The sequence below is a fragment of the Parabacteroides sp. AM58-2XD genome (assembly GCF_003463685.1).
GTDB lineage: Bacteria > Bacteroidota > Bacteroidia > Bacteroidales > Tannerellaceae > Parabacteroides > Parabacteroides segnis.
Window position 1 is genome coordinate 1 of sequence record NZ_QSDP01000024.1, and the last position, 18,447, is coordinate 18,447.

At 45.2% G+C, this 18,447-nt stretch carries 17 protein-coding genes, 2 tRNA genes and 1 pseudogene; 12 read left to right on the plus strand and 8 right to left on the minus strand.

Features of this window, described 5'->3' with window-relative positions:
- Positions 1-225: 225 nt before the first annotated feature.
- Together DXA15_RS07840 and DXA15_RS07845 are read right to left on the minus strand one after the other, a co-directional pair.
- Complete coding sequence (locus DXA15_RS07840) at positions 226-675, minus strand: glucosaminidase domain-containing protein (protein ID WP_128133669.1); 450 nt, start codon at positions 673-675, stop codon at positions 226-228.
- A 107-nt stretch (positions 676-782) separates the two neighbouring features.
- Entirely contained in the window at positions 783-1,232 is a 450-nt protein-coding gene (locus DXA15_RS07845) for an HU family DNA-binding protein (protein WP_122328636.1), read from the minus strand.
- 237 nt (positions 1,233-1,469) lie between these two features.
- On the opposite strand from DXA15_RS07845, the gene DXA15_RS07850 reads away from it, so the two are divergent.
- From DXA15_RS07850 to DXA15_RS07885, 8 genes are all read left to right on the plus strand, one after another.
- Positions 1,470-1,691, plus strand: a complete 222-nt coding sequence (locus DXA15_RS07850) for a DUF4248 domain-containing protein (RefSeq protein WP_122328635.1) — start codon at positions 1,470-1,472, stop codon at positions 1,689-1,691.
- A 255-nt stretch (positions 1,692-1,946) separates the two neighbouring features.
- On the plus strand, positions 1,947-2,510 hold the full coding sequence (locus tag DXA15_RS26100; protein WP_233566968.1) for a hypothetical protein: 564 nt from the start codon (positions 1,947-1,949) through the stop codon (positions 2,508-2,510).
- Positions 2,491-3,837 carry a replicative DNA helicase gene (locus DXA15_RS07860; RefSeq protein WP_122328634.1) on the plus strand — a complete coding sequence of 449 codons (1,347 nt, stop codon included), beginning with the start codon at positions 2,491-2,493 and terminating at the stop codon, positions 3,835-3,837. The genes DXA15_RS26100 and DXA15_RS07860 overlap by 20 nt, the downstream gene beginning before the upstream one ends.
- Positions 3,837-5,312, plus strand: coding sequence for a CHC2 zinc finger domain-containing protein (locus DXA15_RS07865; protein ID WP_128133670.1), 1,476 nt, complete (start codon positions 3,837-3,839; stop codon positions 5,310-5,312). The genes DXA15_RS07860 and DXA15_RS07865 overlap by 1 nt, the downstream gene beginning before the upstream one ends.
- 28 nt (positions 5,313-5,340) lie before the next feature.
- Positions 5,341-6,804: a capsule assembly Wzi family protein gene (locus tag DXA15_RS07870; protein ID WP_128133671.1), complete on the plus strand. Its 1,464-nt coding sequence runs from the start codon at positions 5,341-5,343 to the stop codon at positions 6,802-6,804.
- Entirely contained in the window at positions 6,792-7,181 is a 390-nt protein-coding gene (locus tag DXA15_RS07875; RefSeq protein WP_122328631.1) for a lipocalin-like domain-containing protein, read from the plus strand. Before DXA15_RS07870 ends, DXA15_RS07875 begins: the two co-directional genes overlap by 13 nt.
- Positions 7,182-7,612: 431 nt before the next feature.
- Positions 7,613-10,024, plus strand: coding sequence for an SLBB domain-containing protein (locus tag DXA15_RS07880; protein WP_128133672.1), 2,412 nt, complete (start codon positions 7,613-7,615; stop codon positions 10,022-10,024).
- 42 nt (positions 10,025-10,066) lie between these two features.
- Positions 10,067-11,182: a GNVR domain-containing protein gene (locus tag DXA15_RS07885; RefSeq protein ID WP_122328735.1), complete on the plus strand. Its 1,116-nt coding sequence runs from the start codon at positions 10,067-10,069 to the stop codon at positions 11,180-11,182.
- 193 nt (positions 11,183-11,375) lie between these two features.
- Here the strand turns inward: DXA15_RS07885 and DXA15_RS07890 are convergent.
- The 4 genes and pseudogenes from DXA15_RS07890 to DXA15_RS07905 form a co-directional block, all read right to left on the minus strand.
- Positions 11,376-11,447: transfer RNA gene (locus DXA15_RS07890), tRNA-Met, on the minus strand.
- Positions 11,448-11,623: 176 nt separating this feature from the next.
- Entirely contained in the window at positions 11,624-11,938 is a 315-nt protein-coding gene (locus tag DXA15_RS07895; RefSeq protein WP_122328629.1) for a chaperone modulator CbpM, read from the minus strand.
- A gap of 12 nt (positions 11,939-11,950) precedes the next feature.
- Positions 11,951-12,873, minus strand: a pseudogene (locus DXA15_RS07900) (DnaJ C-terminal domain-containing protein).
- A 159-nt stretch (positions 12,874-13,032) separates the two neighbouring features.
- Positions 13,033-13,104 (minus strand) — tRNA-Met (locus DXA15_RS07905).
- A 151-nt stretch (positions 13,105-13,255) separates the two neighbouring features.
- Between DXA15_RS07905 and DXA15_RS07910 the strand changes: the two genes are divergently transcribed.
- The 4 genes from DXA15_RS07910 to DXA15_RS07925 are packed head-to-tail and all read left to right on the plus strand — an operon-like array spanning position 13,256 to position 16,246.
- Complete coding sequence (locus tag DXA15_RS07910; protein ID WP_007652508.1) at positions 13,256-13,849, plus strand: TetR/AcrR family transcriptional regulator; 594 nt, start codon at positions 13,256-13,258, stop codon at positions 13,847-13,849.
- A 7-nt stretch (positions 13,850-13,856) separates the two neighbouring features.
- Positions 13,857-14,801 (plus strand): 3-oxoacyl-ACP synthase III family protein, encoded by a 945-nt coding sequence (locus DXA15_RS07915; RefSeq protein WP_007652511.1) that lies wholly within the window; start codon positions 13,857-13,859, stop codon positions 14,799-14,801.
- Positions 14,802-14,823: 22 nt separating this feature from the next.
- Positions 14,824-15,570: a 3-oxoacyl-[acyl-carrier-protein] reductase gene (gene fabG, locus DXA15_RS07920; protein ID WP_007652512.1), complete on the plus strand. Its 747-nt coding sequence runs from the start codon at positions 14,824-14,826 to the stop codon at positions 15,568-15,570.
- A gap of 1 nt (position 15,571) precedes the next feature.
- Positions 15,572-16,246: an RluA family pseudouridine synthase gene (locus tag DXA15_RS07925; protein ID WP_128133673.1), complete on the plus strand. Its 675-nt coding sequence runs from the start codon at positions 15,572-15,574 to the stop codon at positions 16,244-16,246.
- On the opposite strand, the gene DXA15_RS07930 is transcribed toward DXA15_RS07925, so the two are convergent.
- Both DXA15_RS07930 and DXA15_RS07935 read right to left on the minus strand, forming a co-directional pair.
- Complete coding sequence (locus DXA15_RS07930) at positions 16,232-17,149, minus strand: DMT family transporter (RefSeq protein ID WP_010800046.1); 918 nt, start codon at positions 17,147-17,149, stop codon at positions 16,232-16,234. The two genes, DXA15_RS07925 and DXA15_RS07930, sit on opposite strands and share 15 nt — an antisense overlap.
- Before the next feature lie 89 nt (positions 17,150-17,238).
- Positions 17,239-18,297, minus strand: a complete 1,059-nt coding sequence (locus DXA15_RS07935) for a class I fructose-bisphosphate aldolase (protein WP_010800045.1) — start codon at positions 18,295-18,297, stop codon at positions 17,239-17,241.
- Between the last annotated feature and the right edge of the window lie 150 nt (positions 18,298-18,447).

The window sequence follows — 18,447 nt, forward strand, 5'->3', positions numbered from 1 at the left end:
TCTTACAGGTTTCTATCTAGGAGAAATGTGGCTGAAGCCAAAAGAGAGAAACAACTTGTAAACCGTCAGCTGAAGCAGACGGCAAATGAACCTGTAATAGTCAAGTGACTCTGATTATGGTGGTTGTATGGCGGGGATATGACACACCCCCTTCCCCCTCTCCAGAGGGGAGCCAGTTACAACCTGTTGCTATAAACAAACACTCATATCTGATAAGATATGAACCTAATTCGCTATCGCTTTTTCGATTGTCCGACTGATCGAGACCAGCATTCGCCGGTAGGCTTCGCGGTTGTCGCCGTTTACTTCGCTGATGTATTTGCTGTAACCGATTTTGAGGGCAAAGGCGGCAGGCTTGTAGCTGACGTCGGCGGCATCGGTGTAGGCGTGGCGGAGCAGGCGGGCATAGTCCATGAAAGAGTGTAATGGGGCGGGATATGTGCGGAAGGAGAGGGAGTTGGTGCTCAGTTGCACGGAGGTCCCGGTCCACCAGACGTTCTTTTTCCCGTAAGCGGTGATACCGAAAAAGTTATGATGTTGCAGGCAAAGATCACTTTGTGCCCAACCGGTTTCGATAGCCGCTTGTGCCAGGATAACAACCGGATTGATCCGGAAAGCTTCCCCGGCCTTTTGAGCTAGGGGAAGATACTTGGTGATAAAATCCTTTTTGGTCATAATAAGAATAATTATTTAATTTGCCGATATGCCAATGTGCCAATGGAAATACCAACTGTTATTATCAGAATTGGCATATTGCCTTATTAGCACATTGGCAAATTATTTCACTCGATTTCCGGTCTGTCTTCGCCACCTTCTCCGTTCTTTTCTTCCGGATCGGAGAATGGGTCCAGACGGTCGTAACTGGCTTCGGAGACCAGTTGACGCAGCATGGCGCCGGGGGTGAAGATAATACGGGCCTTCTTAAACAACATCGGATCGTAATCCTTCAGGGTGGATGAACCTTTACTGCCGGCAATCATGCGGAAGTTGCCGAATTCGCCCATTTGGATGACATTGCCGCTTTCGAGCAGCATGCAGAGAACATAAATCAGACCATCGATCACCAACTCTACTTCACCGGGTTTGGCGGTGCAGTAACCGGAGACCAGTTTACACAATTTTTTGAAAGTGGTCTTCTCCATCGAACGGACCTGACCGTAATACAATTGAGCGCCTTTGGCAGCTCCCTTGCTCATGTCCTTTTTGAGGACGACACGATACTTTAATGACATAGCTTTTTAATTGAAAATTGATAATTGGAAATTACTGGTGGATTCAGGGGAGATTAACCGGTGTTTTCCCTTGAATTCATTACAAAGATACGGTGGGGATATAGGCTGAATGATCCGAATGGAACCGAACGGGCATTTAGATGCATTTTTTGTTGAATTTATTTGATTATATAGTTGTTATATCCGAATTTATGTGTATATTTATAGGGTAATAAAACAACTTAAAATCATCTTATTATGGAAGAACTATTTCAACAAAAAACTTTTGGATGGCAGGAATTGGCTATCCTTTATGCTCCAGGATTAACACCCCATTCAGCCTCGAGAAGACTTACACGTTGGGTAATAATAAACAAAGAATTATACGATCGTCTGATTCGTTCAGGATGGATTAAAGGAGCCCGTATCTTGTCTCCTTTACAGGTTGCAATTATTGTGGATTTTCTGGGCGAACCATGATGTTTTGCATATGTAAAAAAACAATTGTTTCTGATTTCAAAAACAACTGTCTTTACATACAAATACAATTGTTTTTGTAACTGAATACAATTGTATTTTGTTTAACCAATCAATTTTAATAATCAAAACGCATAAAAAGAAAGAATACCTTTTCTTTTATTCTTATATATAATGTAGGGATTTGACAGCCATCCGGCAGGAGGTAGTGTATGGGGCTGATTTACTGTGTTTTATGCGTGACAAACAAACGGCATTATGGAAATGGCTGAAAATGAGAATATTTACACGGATGTTAAGGCCTTGATGTATTTTGGAAAATCCTATTTGAAAGTACCTCGTGTAATAATAGAACGGATGTTTGCATCCGATAATAGTGAACGTATGATCGGGATAGTGCATTGGTTGTTATTTTGTTTGTGCAATTATGCCGACGGCTATGTGTCGATCAAAGGAAAGCAAGTCTTATGCCGTAGAGGTGAATGTTTCATAACTTACGAACAGCTGGCACGGTTTATGGAGGTAGACAGTCGCTCGGTCAGAAGATATGTCAGTTCACTGGAAAGTGAGTCTTTGGTGGAAGTGAAACGGGTGGCAGGCCATATCTGCTTTCGTGTTTGCGGTTATGATCGTTTTACGGCTCCGGAGATCCCTGCGGAAACACCGAAAGAGGGTAAAAGAACCGGAGTGACTAAAAAACAGGTTGAACCGGATGTGATTGGCTTGCGGAGAGAGGAAGCCGAGTTGAAGATAAGTCATGGGAACGTACCCCGTACCGACCTGTTAAAAAGTTGCTATGAGTATGGAAAAGAATGTAATTGAAAGAGCTTTGCTCTGTTCGCTGTTTCTGGACCAGGTGGCGATTCTTGAGGTGGTCGGATTGTTGCGTCCGGAAATGTTTTCCGATCCGGATCATGGGTTTATTTACGAAGCGTTTACCGATCTGTTTAACCGTAATAAACGGCCTGACCTGATCCTGGTGGAAGAGGAAATGAAAAAGAAAGATCCGGAGCGTTACGTGAAGATGGGAGGCATGGCGTACTTGTCGGATGGAATGGAGACGGTTCGCCTGGAACATAACGCTGTAGAGTATGCCCGCGAAATCCTTCATCATTATCTGCTGGGGTGTATGCATAAACTGTTTGTACAAAAAGCATCGGAATGCCTGCAATACGGTATGGACTACCTGAAGGTGATAGAAGACTGCGAGCGTGATTTGCTACGCTTGCGTATGGATAATTCGGAATCGGATTCGCTTCTGCCGCTTAGTGAAGTGATGAAGTTGTCTATAGACGATCATCTCGACCGGATGAGCCGTAAGGATGATTCGGTGCGTATGCTGACCGGAATCAACGGGTTGGACGGACTGACGGGAGGACTTTACCGGAAGGAAGTGCTGGTGCTGGGCGGTCTTCCGAGTGACGGTAAGACGGCGCTGGCGATGTTTATGGCAATGAATATGGCTCGCCAGGGTAAACATGTGCTTCATTTCAGTTTTGAAATGACGGGCGAACAGACTGCTGCCCGTTTTTTTGCCGGTTATGCCGGTGTGGAGGCTGCCCGCCTGCGTATAGGGGGACTTCGTGAGGGGGATATTGATCGGATGAGACGGTATGCTGCCGGTATGGAAAAAACGCCTTATTATTTTACGAATGTTTCTTCTATGAGCCTGGATGCGTTGCGGGCGGAGATTATGCTCCGGAGCCGTAAAGGTGAATGCGATGTTGTAGTGATCGATTACTTGCATACACTTGCTCCATTGACGAAAAAGGGTGAGACACAAGAGTCTGTGATCCGTCATACGATTACGGTATTGAAACGTATTGCCGTAGAGGCTAATTGTGCCATGTTGGTGGTTTCGCAGTTGAATCGTGAGGTGTTGAAGCGTTCCGAGAATGGGTTTGTCCCGATAATGAGCGATTTGCGTGATTCGGGTGCCATTGAATTTGTGGCGGATTGTGTGGTGATTATCGGTTGTCCGGAACGTTTCGGGAAGAATACGGCCCAATGCGGGTCGAATGCCTCCCATCTGCTCAAGTTGTATGTCCTGAAAAATCGTAACGGCTCGACAGGTATTGCCGAGGTATATAGGAATGATACTTATACGTCTTTTGTGAATCCGGGTGGTAATTTACATTTTGAGGACTGATGAACAGGCTGGAGATCACATCATTCAAGGAACGGGTCGATCTGGTAAAGGTGGTCGGCCATTACTTGACTCTCGAAAGGAAAGGGGCGGCTTATCTGGGCTTGTGCCCTTTCCATGACGATCATCATCCTTCGCTGCGGGTGGATCCGGCAAAAGGGGTATACCACTGTTTTAGTTGCGGAGCCGGAGGGGATGTCTTCCGCTTCGTACAGGAGAAGGAGGGATGTAGCTTTGGTGAGGCGGTCCGTCTTTGTGCGGATATCTGCCACTTGCCTGTTCCCGCACTCGATGCGGGATCGCAAAAACACAGGCCTGATAAGCAACCGGTTGAAAAGGATAGTTCCCTTGCAGTCCCGCATCAGGTGCGGGAACAGGTACCAGCTCCGACGGTTGAAATGAATGAACGTTACAGGCAGACATTGCTTCCATATGATCCGGGAATGGAAGAATTGCGGGAGACCTATGCTGCTTTTGAGGTTGGGATTGCTCCGGCTATCGTGCCTGAAGCCTGGAAATTTACCCGTGACCGGATTGTTTTTCCGATTCGTAATGCGGCGGGCGAGTTGGTTGCTTTTGCAGCACGTTATCGGGGAGATCTGCCTGCTAAGAAAATCCCCAAATATATAAACAGTTCGACCAGTGCGATCTATAAGAAAGATGAATTGCTTTACGGCTGGTACCGGGCTGTGACGAAGGTTCGTGAGACGGGAATCGTTTTTTTAACCGAAGGATACAAAGATACGTTGGCGATGCATGCGGCTGGTTTTAGCAATACGGTTGCCCTTTGTGGCACGAATTTGTCGGAGCATCATATTGCTATGATCCGGAAAGAGGCCGTTACGGTTTGTCTTTTTCTGGATGCCGACGAGGTAGGGCGGGAAACGGTTACGGGGGTAATGCCCAAACTGCGCAGTGCCGGTCTCCGGGTGGTGGATATATTACCGGAAGGCGGTAAGGATGCGGATGAGATGTTCCGTTCGTTGGGGCGCGAAGCCTTTATCCGTTGGGTAGGAAAGGCGATGATCCCTCCGGCGAGACGGAAAGCGGAGTCGCTCTTGGTTACTGCCTGCCGACGTTGGCCGGATACTTTATGCCTGACGGAAGAAGGGGAAGAGGCCCTTTATGTGGATAATATCCGGAAAATACTATCTTCTGACGATTTGTTACCGACTGACAGCCTTGTTCCCGCGCTCGACGCGGGACCGCAAAAGAACCAACCGGAAACGAAAGAATTGGATAACCTTTATGCTTTGCATACCAATTCATCGCATAGTGACCGGGTGCGTCGAAGTGAGTTGGTCCGCTATCTTTTTCTTAGTTATCTGGAGGTACGCCTGGTCGACCGTGTCCGGCAGAATCTCCACCGTTTATCCCGGACTTTTGCCGATGAAGAGTCGCGTGTCCTTTTGTTATCTGATTTACAGTATCAACGAAATTATTTAAGCAGCGTCTCCCGCGAACTGGGCAGGAGATGATCTGCTTTTCATTTTATATCTGAAATAAATGAAAATTGTATCTAACTTAATCCTTTTGGGAAGCATGTGTATGCTTCCTTTAACCTCTTATGCTCAGTTTACGAAAGGGCTGAGTTATCGGGCGGAGACTGGTGTCAGCTTCAGCGGAGGCGAACATACCCCTTTCTGGCTGACGGCAAACAAGCAGGGATTGTCCTCTATCGAAAAGAATAACGGGTATCTGCGTGCCGGTGTTTTCCGGGAGTTGGAAAAGGATAAACCTTTCTCGTATGCTTTCGGGGCGGATTTGGCTGTCGCCTATAATTTTACTTCGACTTTTGTAGTACAACAATTGTATGCAGATCTGAAATACCGTTGCCTGGGGTTGAGCATCGGAAGCAAGGAACGACATAGCGAGTTCAATAATCCGTTACTGAGTAGCGGTGGACTGACATTCTCCGGAAATGCGCGTCCGATTCCGCAGGTTCGTATCGGTATTCCCGAATATACGCTCGTTCCGGGAACAAAAGGTTGGTTGGCTTTTAAAGGGCATATTGCTTATGGTATGTTTACGGATGACGGCTGGCAGAAGGACTTTGTAGTTCCGGGCGGAAAACATACGGAACATGTGCTTTATCATTCCAAAGATTTATATGTGAAGATCGGTAATAGGGAGAAATTTCCTCTGATCTTTGAAGGTGGGTTGGAGATGGCTGCTCAATTCGGAGGGAATGCCTTTATTGGGGACAAGAAGACCGATATGCCGAACGGGATAAAGGATTTCTTTAAGGTGTTTATTCCAAGCGGCGGGAGTAGTGGTACGCCGATGGGAGAACAAACGAATATTTATGGTAATCATTTAGGGAGTTGGAATTTCTCACTAACCTGGTATGCACCAAAAGATTGGACAATCCGTCCCTATTACGAACATTATTTCGAAGACCATTCGCAGATGTTTGGGGAATATGGCTGGAAAGATTGTCTGGCTGGAGTGGAAATAACGTTTCCTAAGAATCCGGTGATCGGTAGTTTCGTTTACGAATATATTTCAACAAAGGATCAGACTGGTCCTGTTTATTGGGATCATACACCGGAAATACCGGAGCAGGTGAGTGGTGCGGATAATTATTATAATCATGGTATTTATACCGGCTGGCAACATTGGGGGATGGGGATCGGCAATCCGCTGGTTATGTCTCCTATTTATAATGATGATGGAGAAATAATTTTTAAAAGTAATCGTTTGCAGGGACATCATTTCGGGATTATGGGAAATCCTTGTGCCGATTTGCAATATAGTGTCCTTTTATCCGTTACACGTAATTGGGGAACTTATAGTTTGCCTTTTTATGAGATCAAAAAGAACGGAAATGCTTTAGCTGAATTGAAATATACTCCCCACCAATTGAAAGGATGGGATTTTACAGCATCGTTGGGTATAGACCGGGGAGCGATGTTGGGTAAAAGTGCCGGTGGCATGTTAACAATCAGAAAAACAGGATGGATACGATGAAAAGATATATAATAGGTGCGTTGCTACTGTTGATGGCTGGCGCTTGTGGAAAAATGCCGATTAATGGCGACCTGGATGGTCGCTGGCAGATCATGAAGATAGAATATGCATCGGGAGAGGAAGAAGTTCCGGAACGTGCTTATTACAGCGTGGCTTTGCATACGATCAATTTGATGAAGGTTGATGTAACCAGTCAAACCGGTAATATGGAATATACCGGAGATTCCTTGTTTGTAGTCATGCCAATCAGCAAAGTTGAAGACTTATTGCCATTTGGCATGAACGGAACAGAACAACGCTTCGGCGTCAAAGAATTAACATCGAAGCATCTGGTTCTGCAATCGGATTATGCCCGATTGGAGTTCAGGAAGTTTTGATTCAGAAATTATCAGGTTTGAGCTATCTTTTATAGCAACTGGTTGTACCTGGCTCCCCTCTGGAGAGGGGGAAGGGGGTGTGTCATATCCCCGCCATACAACCACCATAATCAGAGTCACTTGACTATTACAGTTTCATTTGCCGTTTGCTTCAGCTGACGGTTTACAAGTTGTTTCTCTCTTTTGGCTTCAGCCACATTTCTCCTAGATAGAAACCTGTAAGAAATGGGACTAAAGTCCAATGAGATAACCCCTTTACTAATCCGTCAGCTGAAGCAGACGGCAAATAAACCTGTAACAAGGCTTGTTTTATTGACTGGCTTTAACACACCCTCTACCCCCTCTCAAGAGGGGAGCCAGTTACAACCAGTCAATAAACAGATGATTCAATTATTTCTAAAATCGAAATAACAACAAAAACAAATAATAATATGAATATCGTAATCAGAAATGTATTATTGGGGGGATTACTGTGGTTGGCGGTTCCATTGTCGGCACAGGTGTCCCAGGATTTGATTGATAAGGCGAAAGCCGCGGGTATGACGGATGACCAGATTCGCCAGGAGATAAATAAACGGATGGGACAGTCCGGGACGGAACAGGCTACGCGTACAGCATCGGATGCTGTGGTTACAGATCGTACGGTTGCCATTCCGGATGGAAAGGTGATACCTCCTTTGGATGCCCAGCGGGAAGCCAATCGTCCGGCAGGAGATCTAAGCGGAACCGTGTTCGGTCGCGAAATATTTTCAAATAAGAATCTGTCCTTTGAGCCGGATCTGAATGTACCGACTCCCAAAGGATATGTTTTATCTGCCGGAGATGAATTGTTGATCAATGTATGGGGAGATTCTGAACTGAATCTGAAACTGAAGGTTTCTCCCGAAGGAACAATTCTTATCCCTAATCTAGGCCCGGTATCTGTCAGCGGACTGACTATCGAAACTGCTGAAAACCGTATCCGACAGGAATTGGGACGGATCATGTCTACCTTGTCGGGAGATACAGAGTCTGGAAGTACGGACGGGGCTAATACATTTGTTTCCGTTAGTCTGAGCCAGATACGTAGTATCAAAGTGAATATAGTAGGAGAGGTCGTTGCTCCGGGGACCTATACGCTTCCATCGTTTGCTACTTTGTTTAATGCGTTGTATGCAGCAGGTGGAGTGAATGAGATCGGTTCGCTTCGTGGAATCAAAGTTTACCGGAATAGCAAGGAGGTAGCCAGCCTGGATGTGTACGATTATTTGTTGAACGGTAAATACAATACGAATATCCGTCTGGAAGAGAATGATATGGTGATCGTTTCTCCTTATGACCAACTGGCTGTGGTACAAGGAAAAGTAAAACGTAACCGTATTTTTGAGTTGAAAAAGGGGGAAACGCTCTCACAGTTATTGAATATGGCCGGAGGCTTTACCGGGGATGCGTATAAGAAAGATGTCCGTATCAAGCGAAAAGCCGGTAGCCGTTATCAGATAGCTACTGTTACGGAAGATAAATATCCGACTTTTGCAATGATGGATGGCGATTCTTTGTTGGTGGATTCTGTGATCCCCTTCTATGAAAATCGTCTGACAGTGACAGGAGCCGTTTGGCGTCCGGGAGAATATGAATTGAATGGTACGGTTCATACGGTCCGTCAACTGGTTGATCAGGCAGCGGGTTTGAAAGGAGATGAGTTTGCCGGTCGTGCTCAGATCACCCGTTTGAATCCGGATTTTACAACGACTGTCATAGCCGTAGATATCCGTGGTATCCTGAACGGTACTGCTCCCGATATGGAACTAAAGCCGGAAGACCAACTTTATATCCCTTCTTTCTTTGATTTGAGAGAACCTTATACGATTAAAGTAAGCGGGGCTGTGAATTTTATAGACACAGTTCTTCCTTACCGGAACAATCTGACAGTGGAAGATGCTATTATGATGGCTGGCGGTTTGAAGGAATCGGCTGCAACGGTGAATGTGGAAGTAGCCCGTCGTATTAAGGATACAAAAACGTACGAAAATACTAACCGTACGGCCGAAGTATTCAATTTTGAATTGAATGACAATTTGGGATTGATACCGGTGAATGGAAAAAAAGGGGATACTCTTTTTACGTTGGAACCGTTTGATGAGGTGTATGTACGTTTCTCACCGGGTTATCAGGAACAACAGGTAGTGAAGGTAAATGGTGAGATTACCTTTTCCGGTGATTATGTCCTGGCAGAAAAGAACTCCCGTTTGAGTGATATTATCGCCAAAGCCGGAGGGATAACGCCTGATGCCTATGTAAAAGGAGCAAGCCTGAAACGCCAGTTGACAGAAGATGAGATGCGCCGCCTGGAAACTCTGCTACAACTGAGTTCCAATAAACAGAGCCGTGATTCGGTTGCTTTATCTTTGGAGAACATTAAAGATTATTCAGTGGGTATCGACCTGGAAAAGGCCCTGGCAAATCCGGGGAGTGCGCACGATGTGGTGCTGCGTGACGGAGATGCGCTCTACATTCCTCAGTTGCAGAGTACGGTAAAGATAAACGGAGCCGTAACCTATCCGAACAGCGTGACCTATACAAAAGGGATGTCTGTGGGAGATTGCCTGTCGCAAGCCGGTGGCTATAATGATATTGCTCGTAAATATCCGATCGTAATCTATATGAACGGAAAGGTGGCAACGACCAAGAAAAGCTTTATCTTCTTCAAACGTTATCCGAAGGTAGAACCGGGATGCGAAATTGTCGTTCCGACCAAGACGCAGCGTGATCGTAAGACCAGTCTGGCAGAAGTTCTGAGCATAGCCAGTTCAACCACTTCGATGGCAGCCATGGTGACCTCTATCATCAACACACTGAAATAATTATCAATTTTCAATCTTTAATTTTCAATTAAAAAGATGGATATGATTCAAATGAACGCTCCTGATATGGATACAAACGAGCAGGAGATAGATTTAATAGAGTTGGCTAAACGGCTATGGGGGGAACGCAAGTTCTTGTTCAAATGCTGTGGAGTCGCGATAGTTGTAGGATTGGTGGTTGCTTTCAGCATACCGAAAGAATACAGTACGACAGTAAAGCTGGCACCTGAAACGTCTGATCCGTCCAAAAAGATGGGAAATCTGGGTGGTCTGGCTGCTATGGCAGGGATAAACCTGGGTTCTTCGGCTGGTTCAGACGCTATCTCTCCGGACCTGTATCCGGATGTGGTACAAAGTATTCCGTTTCTGTTGGAGTTGTTTCCTGTACAGGTAGAGAGTGAAAAAGGTGATTATTCATCGACATTGTACGAATATATGGATGATCATCAGAAAAGTGCGTGGTGGAGTTATGTGATAAAGGCTCCTTTCAAATTACTTGGTTGGGTGAGAGGATTATTCTCAGAAGAAGAACTTTCCGGTAAGGGAGAATTAACATCTTTCCGGTTAACCAGAGAACAGGATGGCGTAATACAAGGATTGCAGAAACGTATCTCTGCCTCCGTGGATAAAAAGACATTGGTAATAACAGTCTCTGTCCAGATGCAGGACCCTTTGATCTCTGCAAGCCTTACTCAGATAGTCGTGGAAAAGCTTCAGGGATACATCACCAATTACCGTACACAGAAGGCCAAGCAGGATCTTGAGTTTACAGAGAAGGTGTTTGGAGAAGCTCGTGAGTCTTATTACAAGGCCCAACGTGCGTATGCCGCCTTTGAGGATGCGAACAAGAACATCATCTCTGCCAGTTACCGCACCGAGCAGGAGCGTCTGAAAAATGAAATGACACTGACTTTCAATGTTTACAATACGTTGGCCCAGAAACTGGAGCAGGACAAACTCCGTGTTCAGGAACAAACTCCGGTCTATACGGTGATCAGCCCGGCAACGGTGCCATTAAAGCCTGCTTCACCTAAAAAGCCACTGATACTTATCGGCTTTGTTTTTTTAGCTCTGTTCGGTGGTATCGGATATTTATTTGTGAAGGATATGTTTGTGAATAACAAACAGGCAGAGGAAGATTGCTTCTCAGTGGAATGAAATAGAATATTTCTTATAATTCAAATTGTATAAAATATAAGCCGGTAAGGGTAATCCTTGCTGGCTTTTTTACGTTCAAGCCCTTGTTTTTGCCGTTTATTGTGTGATTTGAAATATTTAGCGAAGTAGGTATTCAATAAAAAAGCGATGCACAATTAATGTACATCGCTTTTCGTGTCGCTTCTTCAAATTGTTGCGGAGGCAAGACTCGAACTTACGACCTTTGGGTTATGAGCCCAACGAGCTACCACTGCTCCACTCCGCGATATAGTTGCTATCATTCCTGATTGCGAGTGCAAAGGTATGAATTATTTCTTACAATCCAAATTATTTTACAAAAAGTTTTTGCTTTTCTGTTGAAAGCCGGGGAGTAAGGCTTCTTTTAGTAACAAAATGACACATCTACCGGGTTGAATGTAAGGTAGATGTGTCAATTGGATTTTATAATTCATTTTCTTCAAAATCTTTTGCTTCATATACCCGCAACATCTTTTTTAGATGTCCGATTTGCTGTTGCATGGATTTGACACGATTCAGCAGATGGTGGATGGCATCGATTCCTTCGAAATTGATTGAGAGGTCGTAATACATACGTGTATATCTTTCGATATCGTGTAATTGCTCCGCCTGTAAATACTTTTCGCCTTCGATGATACGGATTTCAATGAGTCCGCCTTCTTCCAGCCTGAAGATGAAAGAAGGTTCTATATGACATATCCGGCAATATTCGTTGACTATAATTAAATCTGTTTGCATAGTACTCGTGTTTTATTGATTAAGACTCTGTATTTCGCGGAACAACTCTTTCTGTTTATCCGTCAGATTAGTCGGTATCTCGATGGAGTAGGTGACGATCAGGTCACCAAACTGCCCGTCTTTTTATAGACAGGGAAACCTTTGCCTTTCAGGCGGACTTTGCTGTTGTTCTGCGTTCCGGCAGCCACTTTCAGTTTTACCTTGCCGTCCATTGTTTCTATTATCTGTTCGCCACCCAGTATGGCGGTGTAGAGGTTTAACGGGGCGGTTATATATAAATCGTCGCCAACCCGTTTGAAACGGTTGTCTTCTGCTATGCTGAATGTGATGTACAGATCGCCGGCAGGTCCGCCGTTTACGCCCGGACCGCCCTGGCCTTTCAGTTTGATGCTCTGTCCGTCTGCGATACCGGCTGGTACGGTTATGCGCAGATTCTTACCGTTGACGGTAATAACCTGTTTGTGTGTTTGGGCTGCATCTGCCAAAGAGACATGCAGTTCTGCATTATAGTCCTGGCCGCGGAAAGCATGGTTGCCTCTGCCACGACCGCCGCCTCCGAACATGGATTCGAAGAAGTCGGAGAAGCCGCTGCCGTCGTCTGAGGCACTCCATTGGGCACCCCCGCCGTTACTGCCTCCAAAGCCGCTAAAACCACCGAAGCCACCCTGATACTGTCCGTATTGGTTCTGCTGAGCTTCGAACTGGTCGGCATGTTTCCAGTTTTCACCGTATTGGTCGTATTTCTTCCGTTTTTCCGGGTCGCTCAGTACTTCATTGGCTTCGTTGATTTCCTGAAATTTCCGGTGAGCATCCGGATCGTTCGGATTCAGGTCCGGATGATATTTACGGGCCAGCTTCTTGTACGCTTTTTTGATGTCGTCCTGTGAAGCGCCTTTGTTCACCCCTAGAATGTTGTAATAGTCTATATAAGCCATATTATTATATTGTTAAGTCTTTTTGTCGGTTGATATCCATACATCTACATTACAATAAACATGCCGGGGCGGAAATTGACGGCTTAAATTAGGCTAATAAAGCTTAGGAAAGATGAAAACGAAAAAGGCCTCCAGTGAATACTGAAAGCCTTTAGATAGTTGCGGAGGCAAGACTCGAACTTACGACCTTTGGGTTATGAGCCCAACGAGCTACCACTGCTCCACTCCGCGATATAGTTTACAATCATTTCGTGATTGCGAGTGCAAAGGTAGGGATTTTCTCTTATAAAACAAATTTATTGCAAGTTTTTTTTAATATACTTGGTAGAACCAATCTTTTTTAGGTACTTTGCGCACAGTTTTAATCAAAATGTGCAATACAATGCCGATGACAGTTTCTAAAACACGCGAAATGTTGGTGGATGTGGCCAGGCAATTGTTTGCCCGCATGGGGGTTGATAATACGACAATGAACGATATTGCACAGGCTTCCCGGAAAGGCAGACGTACGTTATATACGTATTTCAAGAGCAAAAATGAGATTTATCTGGCTGTGGTGGAATCGGAGCTGGACCAGTTATACAAGATGCTGCTTGATGTTGCCGGAAAGGATTTGCCAGCTGATGAGAAGTTGATGACATTCATCTATGCCAGATTGGATGCTATCAAAGCGCTCGTATTTCGTAATGGTACGCTGAAAGCTAACTTTTTCCGTGATATATGGCGCGTAGAGAAGGTTCGTAAGAACTTTGACATACGTGAGACAGAATTATTGAAGGGAATATTGGATGCCGGAGTGAAGGAAGGGATCTTCGCAATGCCTGATACAGAAATAACAGCAGTGGTGCTACATCATGCCTTGAAGGGATTGGAAGTTCCTTATATAAGGGGTATTATGGGAGATAATATCAGCCAGCGGATTAAGCGGAGAGATAATGTAATGAATTTAATATTCAACGGAATAAAGATAAAGTAAACCAGAGATGTTTATTAATGCAACAGGGTTTTATGTGCCTGAAGAACGGGTGCACAACCAACATTTTTTGGAATTAAACGGGTTGACAAGTGAGTGGATTGAACAGCGTACGGGTATTAAAACCCGGTCCAAAGCCAAACCGGAAGAGACAATTTGTACCATGGGAATGGACGCCGTACGTAACGCACTGCCAAAATTGCCGTATGACATTACGGAAGTTGATTTGATTATCTCAGCATCCTATTCTCCGTACGATACAGTTGCTACCGCAGCCCATTATACGCAGCGTGAGTTTAATATTACAAATGCGAAAGCGTTGTATTTATCATCTGCCTGTTCTTCTTTTTTAAATGCGCTGGAAGTTGTGGAAGGTTATTTTGCTATGGGAAAGGCTACAAAGGCTTTAATCCTTTCGGCAGATAAAAATTCCGCTTATTATAATGAAACAGATCCGAAAGCCGGTCATCTCTGGGGTGATGCCGCTGCTGCGTTCTTTATTTCAAAGGAACGCGTGACAGAGAAAGATCCGCATATTATTGAAGTGTTTACACAGGGGTTGGGCCATTTGGGGAAAGGTCCTGAAGGTGTGCAGTTGCGTCCCCGTGACGGTGGTATCCAGATGCCGGAAGGCCGCGACGTGTTTATCCAGGCTTGTACCTACATGCCTAAAAATGCAGTCTATCTGTTGGAGAAGAACGGATTTGCGTTGGATGACCTGACTTATTTTATCGGTCACCAGGCGAATATGCGTATCATGTCGAATATTGCCAAGCAGCTGAATTTGCCGGAAGAAAAGTTCCTGCATAATATCGAAGAACTGGGTAATACCGGTTCGGTTAGTTCGGCTTTGGTGTATGCACAGAATGACCATACATTCAAGAAAGGCGACCTGGTTTGTCTGACCGTCTTCGGCGGCGGATATTCGGCAGGTGCTTGTCTGATACAGTGTTAATATAAACGTAAATAGAAATATTATGAAATTATTAGAAGGAAAAGTTGCCATTGTAACTGGTGCTGCACGCGGTATCGGTAAGGCTATCGCTTTAAAGTTTGCCGCTGAAGGTGCAAATATCGCATTTACAGACCTGGTTATCGACGAGAACGGTGAAGCTACACAGAAAGAAATCGAAGCTTTAGGTGTTAAGGCAAAAGGGTATGCTTCTAATGCAGCCAACTTTGAAGAGACTCATAATGTAGTGGCAGAAATCGTGAAAGACTTCGGTCGTATCGATATTCTGGTTAACAATGCCGGTATCACGAAAGACGGCCTGATGATGCGTATGAGCGAAGGCCAGTGGGATGCTGTCCTGAATGTGAACCTGAAATCGGCTTTCAATTTCATCCATGCTTGTACTCCGGTCATGATGAAACAGCGTGCAGGTAACATTATCAATATGTCTTCTGTCGTAGGTGTTCACGGGAATGCCGGTCAGAGCAACTATTCGGCTTCAAAAGCCGGTATGATTGGTTTGGCTAAATCGGTGGCTCAGGAACTGGGTTCACGTGGTATCCGTGCCAATGCAATCGCTCCTGGTTTTATCATTACCGATATGACTGCGAAATTGCCGGAAGAAGTAAGAGAAGAATGGAACAAGAAGATTCCTTTGCGCCGCGGCGGTACTACTGAAGATGTGGCAAATGTCGCTACATTCCTGGCATCTGATTTGTCTGCTTATGTATCCGGACAGGTGATTCAGGTAGACGGCGGTATGAATATGTAATATGGAAGTTATCTACGAAGACAATCATATCATCGCGGTAAACAAAACATGCCGTGAGATTGTACAAGGAGATAAAACCGGTGATACTCCTCTTTCGGAAATGCTCAAAGCGTGGCTGAAAGAGAAGTATTGCAAGCCGGGAAATGTGTATGTCGGTGTTACCCACCGACTGGACCGTCCGGTGAGCGGTGTAGTTCTGTTTGCCAAGACCAGTAAAGCTTTGCCCCGCCTGAACGAGATGTTCCGGGTAGGAGAGGTGAAGAAAACCTATTGGGCCATTGTCAAGAACTGTCCGCCGGCTGAAGAAGGCGAACTGGTGAACTGGCTGGTCCGTAACGAGAAACAAAACAAGAGTTACGCTTACGATACCGAACGTCCGGATTCAAAGAAAGCGATTCTTCATTATAAGGTGGTTGCGCATTCGGATAATTATTTCTTATTGGAAATAGACCTGAAAACCGGCCGGCATCACCAGATACGCTGTCAGTTGGCAAAGATGGGGTGTCCGATTAAAGGAGACCTGAAATATGGTGCCGAGCGTTCGAATAAAGATGGCGGTATCAGTCTCCATTCCCGGAGTGCCGAGTTTATCCATCCGGTATCCAAAGAATTGATAAAGATTGTAGCCCCTGTCCCTGACGATAATTTATGGAAAGGTATTTCAGAGGGCCTCTAACTGGGCCCTCGATTTACTTTGTGTTACGATATAAACGCCGGTAAATACCAATGCTACGGCAATCCCTTTCATCACTCCAAAAGTATCCATCCCCCAAAGTACGGCAATCAGTGACGCAACGATTGGTTGTACATAATTATACATACAAGCTACTGTCGGGCGCAACAGGTTTTGTCCGATGGGAATGAACAGGTAAGGCAGGAAAGTTCCTCCCAGTACGACATAAATGATACCCATATACAATTCAGAAGGAAGATTCAGGAAATCGATACCTGCAATATGGTTGTAGGAGAACGGTATCGTGCAGATGGAAGCGTATGTGAACATCCATTTCATCAATGTGATAGGGGAATATTTGCCTATTAATCCCTTGAACAACACAAAATAAAAAGAGAAACTGAACTGTGCCAGCAGGCAGAGCAGGTCACCCCATATATTGCTGCTTTTACCGCTACCGGCCGCTGCGCTTTGACTGCTCAGAATCAGCAACAAGGCTCCGGCTGCCCCGACAAAGATACCGATTACCTTTTTTCCGGTGACAGGTTCTTTCAGGTAGAATGCCGCAATAATCATAGTAATGATAGGCGTTGTTGTCGTGACTATGGAGGCATTGATAGGCGAGGTCAGGGAAACGCCGAAGATGAATGACCCCTGGTTCAGTACGATTCCCAGTAACGCGGCGAAGAACAGCTTCGCAAGGTCCTGATGGTTGACATGTTCTTTTTTGGTGAAGAGTGACGCCAGCCAGAAAACGACAGCCGCTCCCACCATGCGGAAAGTCGTGAGCGACAACGCACTGACCGGACCAGCCATTAATACGGCTTTTGAAACGGGAGACATCAGCCCCCATAATATATTTGCCCCCAGCATAGCCAGATGGCCCTTATAAGCATCTGATTTCATTTTGCCTTTATTAAATCGGTGCAAAGGTAAATAAAAAAGTGCATGAAAAGATATATCCTTCCATGCACTTCCTATATGTCGTTGCTTGTTTATGCAATCGTAATTTCCGGGTCCAGGTAAACGTCCTGAATGGTGTGAAGCAGTTCGACGCCATCTTTCATGGAACGCTGGAATGCTTTACGCCCGCTAATCAGGCCCATACCGCCGGCACGTTTGTTGATGACGGCAGTGATGACGGCTTCTTTCAGGTCAGAGGCACCGTGTGATTCTCCTCCGGAATTTATTAGGCCGACACGGCCCATATAACCGTTGGCTACCTGGTAACGGCAAAGGTCGATCGGGTGCTCGGTCGTCAGTTCGGTGTACATCTTTTTATCTACTTTGCCGAAGTTGATGGCTGTGAAGCCACCGTTATTGGACGGCAGTTTTTGTTTAACGATATCTGCTTTGATTGTTACACCCAGATGGTTGGCCTGACCGGTCAGGTCGGCTGCTGCATGATAATCTACACCATCTTTCTTGAAATCATTGTTCCTCAGATAACACCAGAGGACGGTTGCCATACCTAGTTCGTGTGCATACTCGAATGCATCCGCAATCTCGACCAGTTGCTCACGGCTTTCCGCAGAACCAAAATAGATGGTGGCACCGACTGCTGCGGCTCCCATGTTCCAGGCTTCCTTGACTGTACCAAACATGACCTGATTGTAGCTGTTCGGATAAGTAAGCAATTCATTGTGATTGAGCTTTACAAGGAACGGTATTTTATGTGCATATTTACGTGCCACAGCTCCCAGGTTTCCGAATGTGGAAGCGACAGCGTTGCAACCGCCTTCGATTGCCAGCTTCACGATGTTTTCCGGATCGAAATAAATGGGATTCGGGGCGAATGATGCTCCGGCCGTATGTTCTATGTCCTGGTCGACCGGGAGAATAGACAGATAACCGGTGTTAGCCAGCCGTCCGCTTCCCAACATTCGTTGTAAATTATTTAATGTCTGAATATTTCTGTCCGTATTAATCCAGATATCATCGACTGTTGAAGGAGATGGTATGTGAATCAGTGATTTGTCAATCGTTTTACAGGTGTGACCCAGTAAATATTCTGCTTTGTCGCCTAAGAGGCTTGTAATCTTTAATGTATCCATAATATATGTAAGTTTTATAATCTAACACTTGCCGCTTTGAATAAGTTCCATAGTTTTTATCAATTAACAGATAGAATATTTCTATCAGCTTATCTCTTGCTCTTTAGATTTGTTTGGTTAATTTTGTCACAGCGAATAACAAAAGATTAT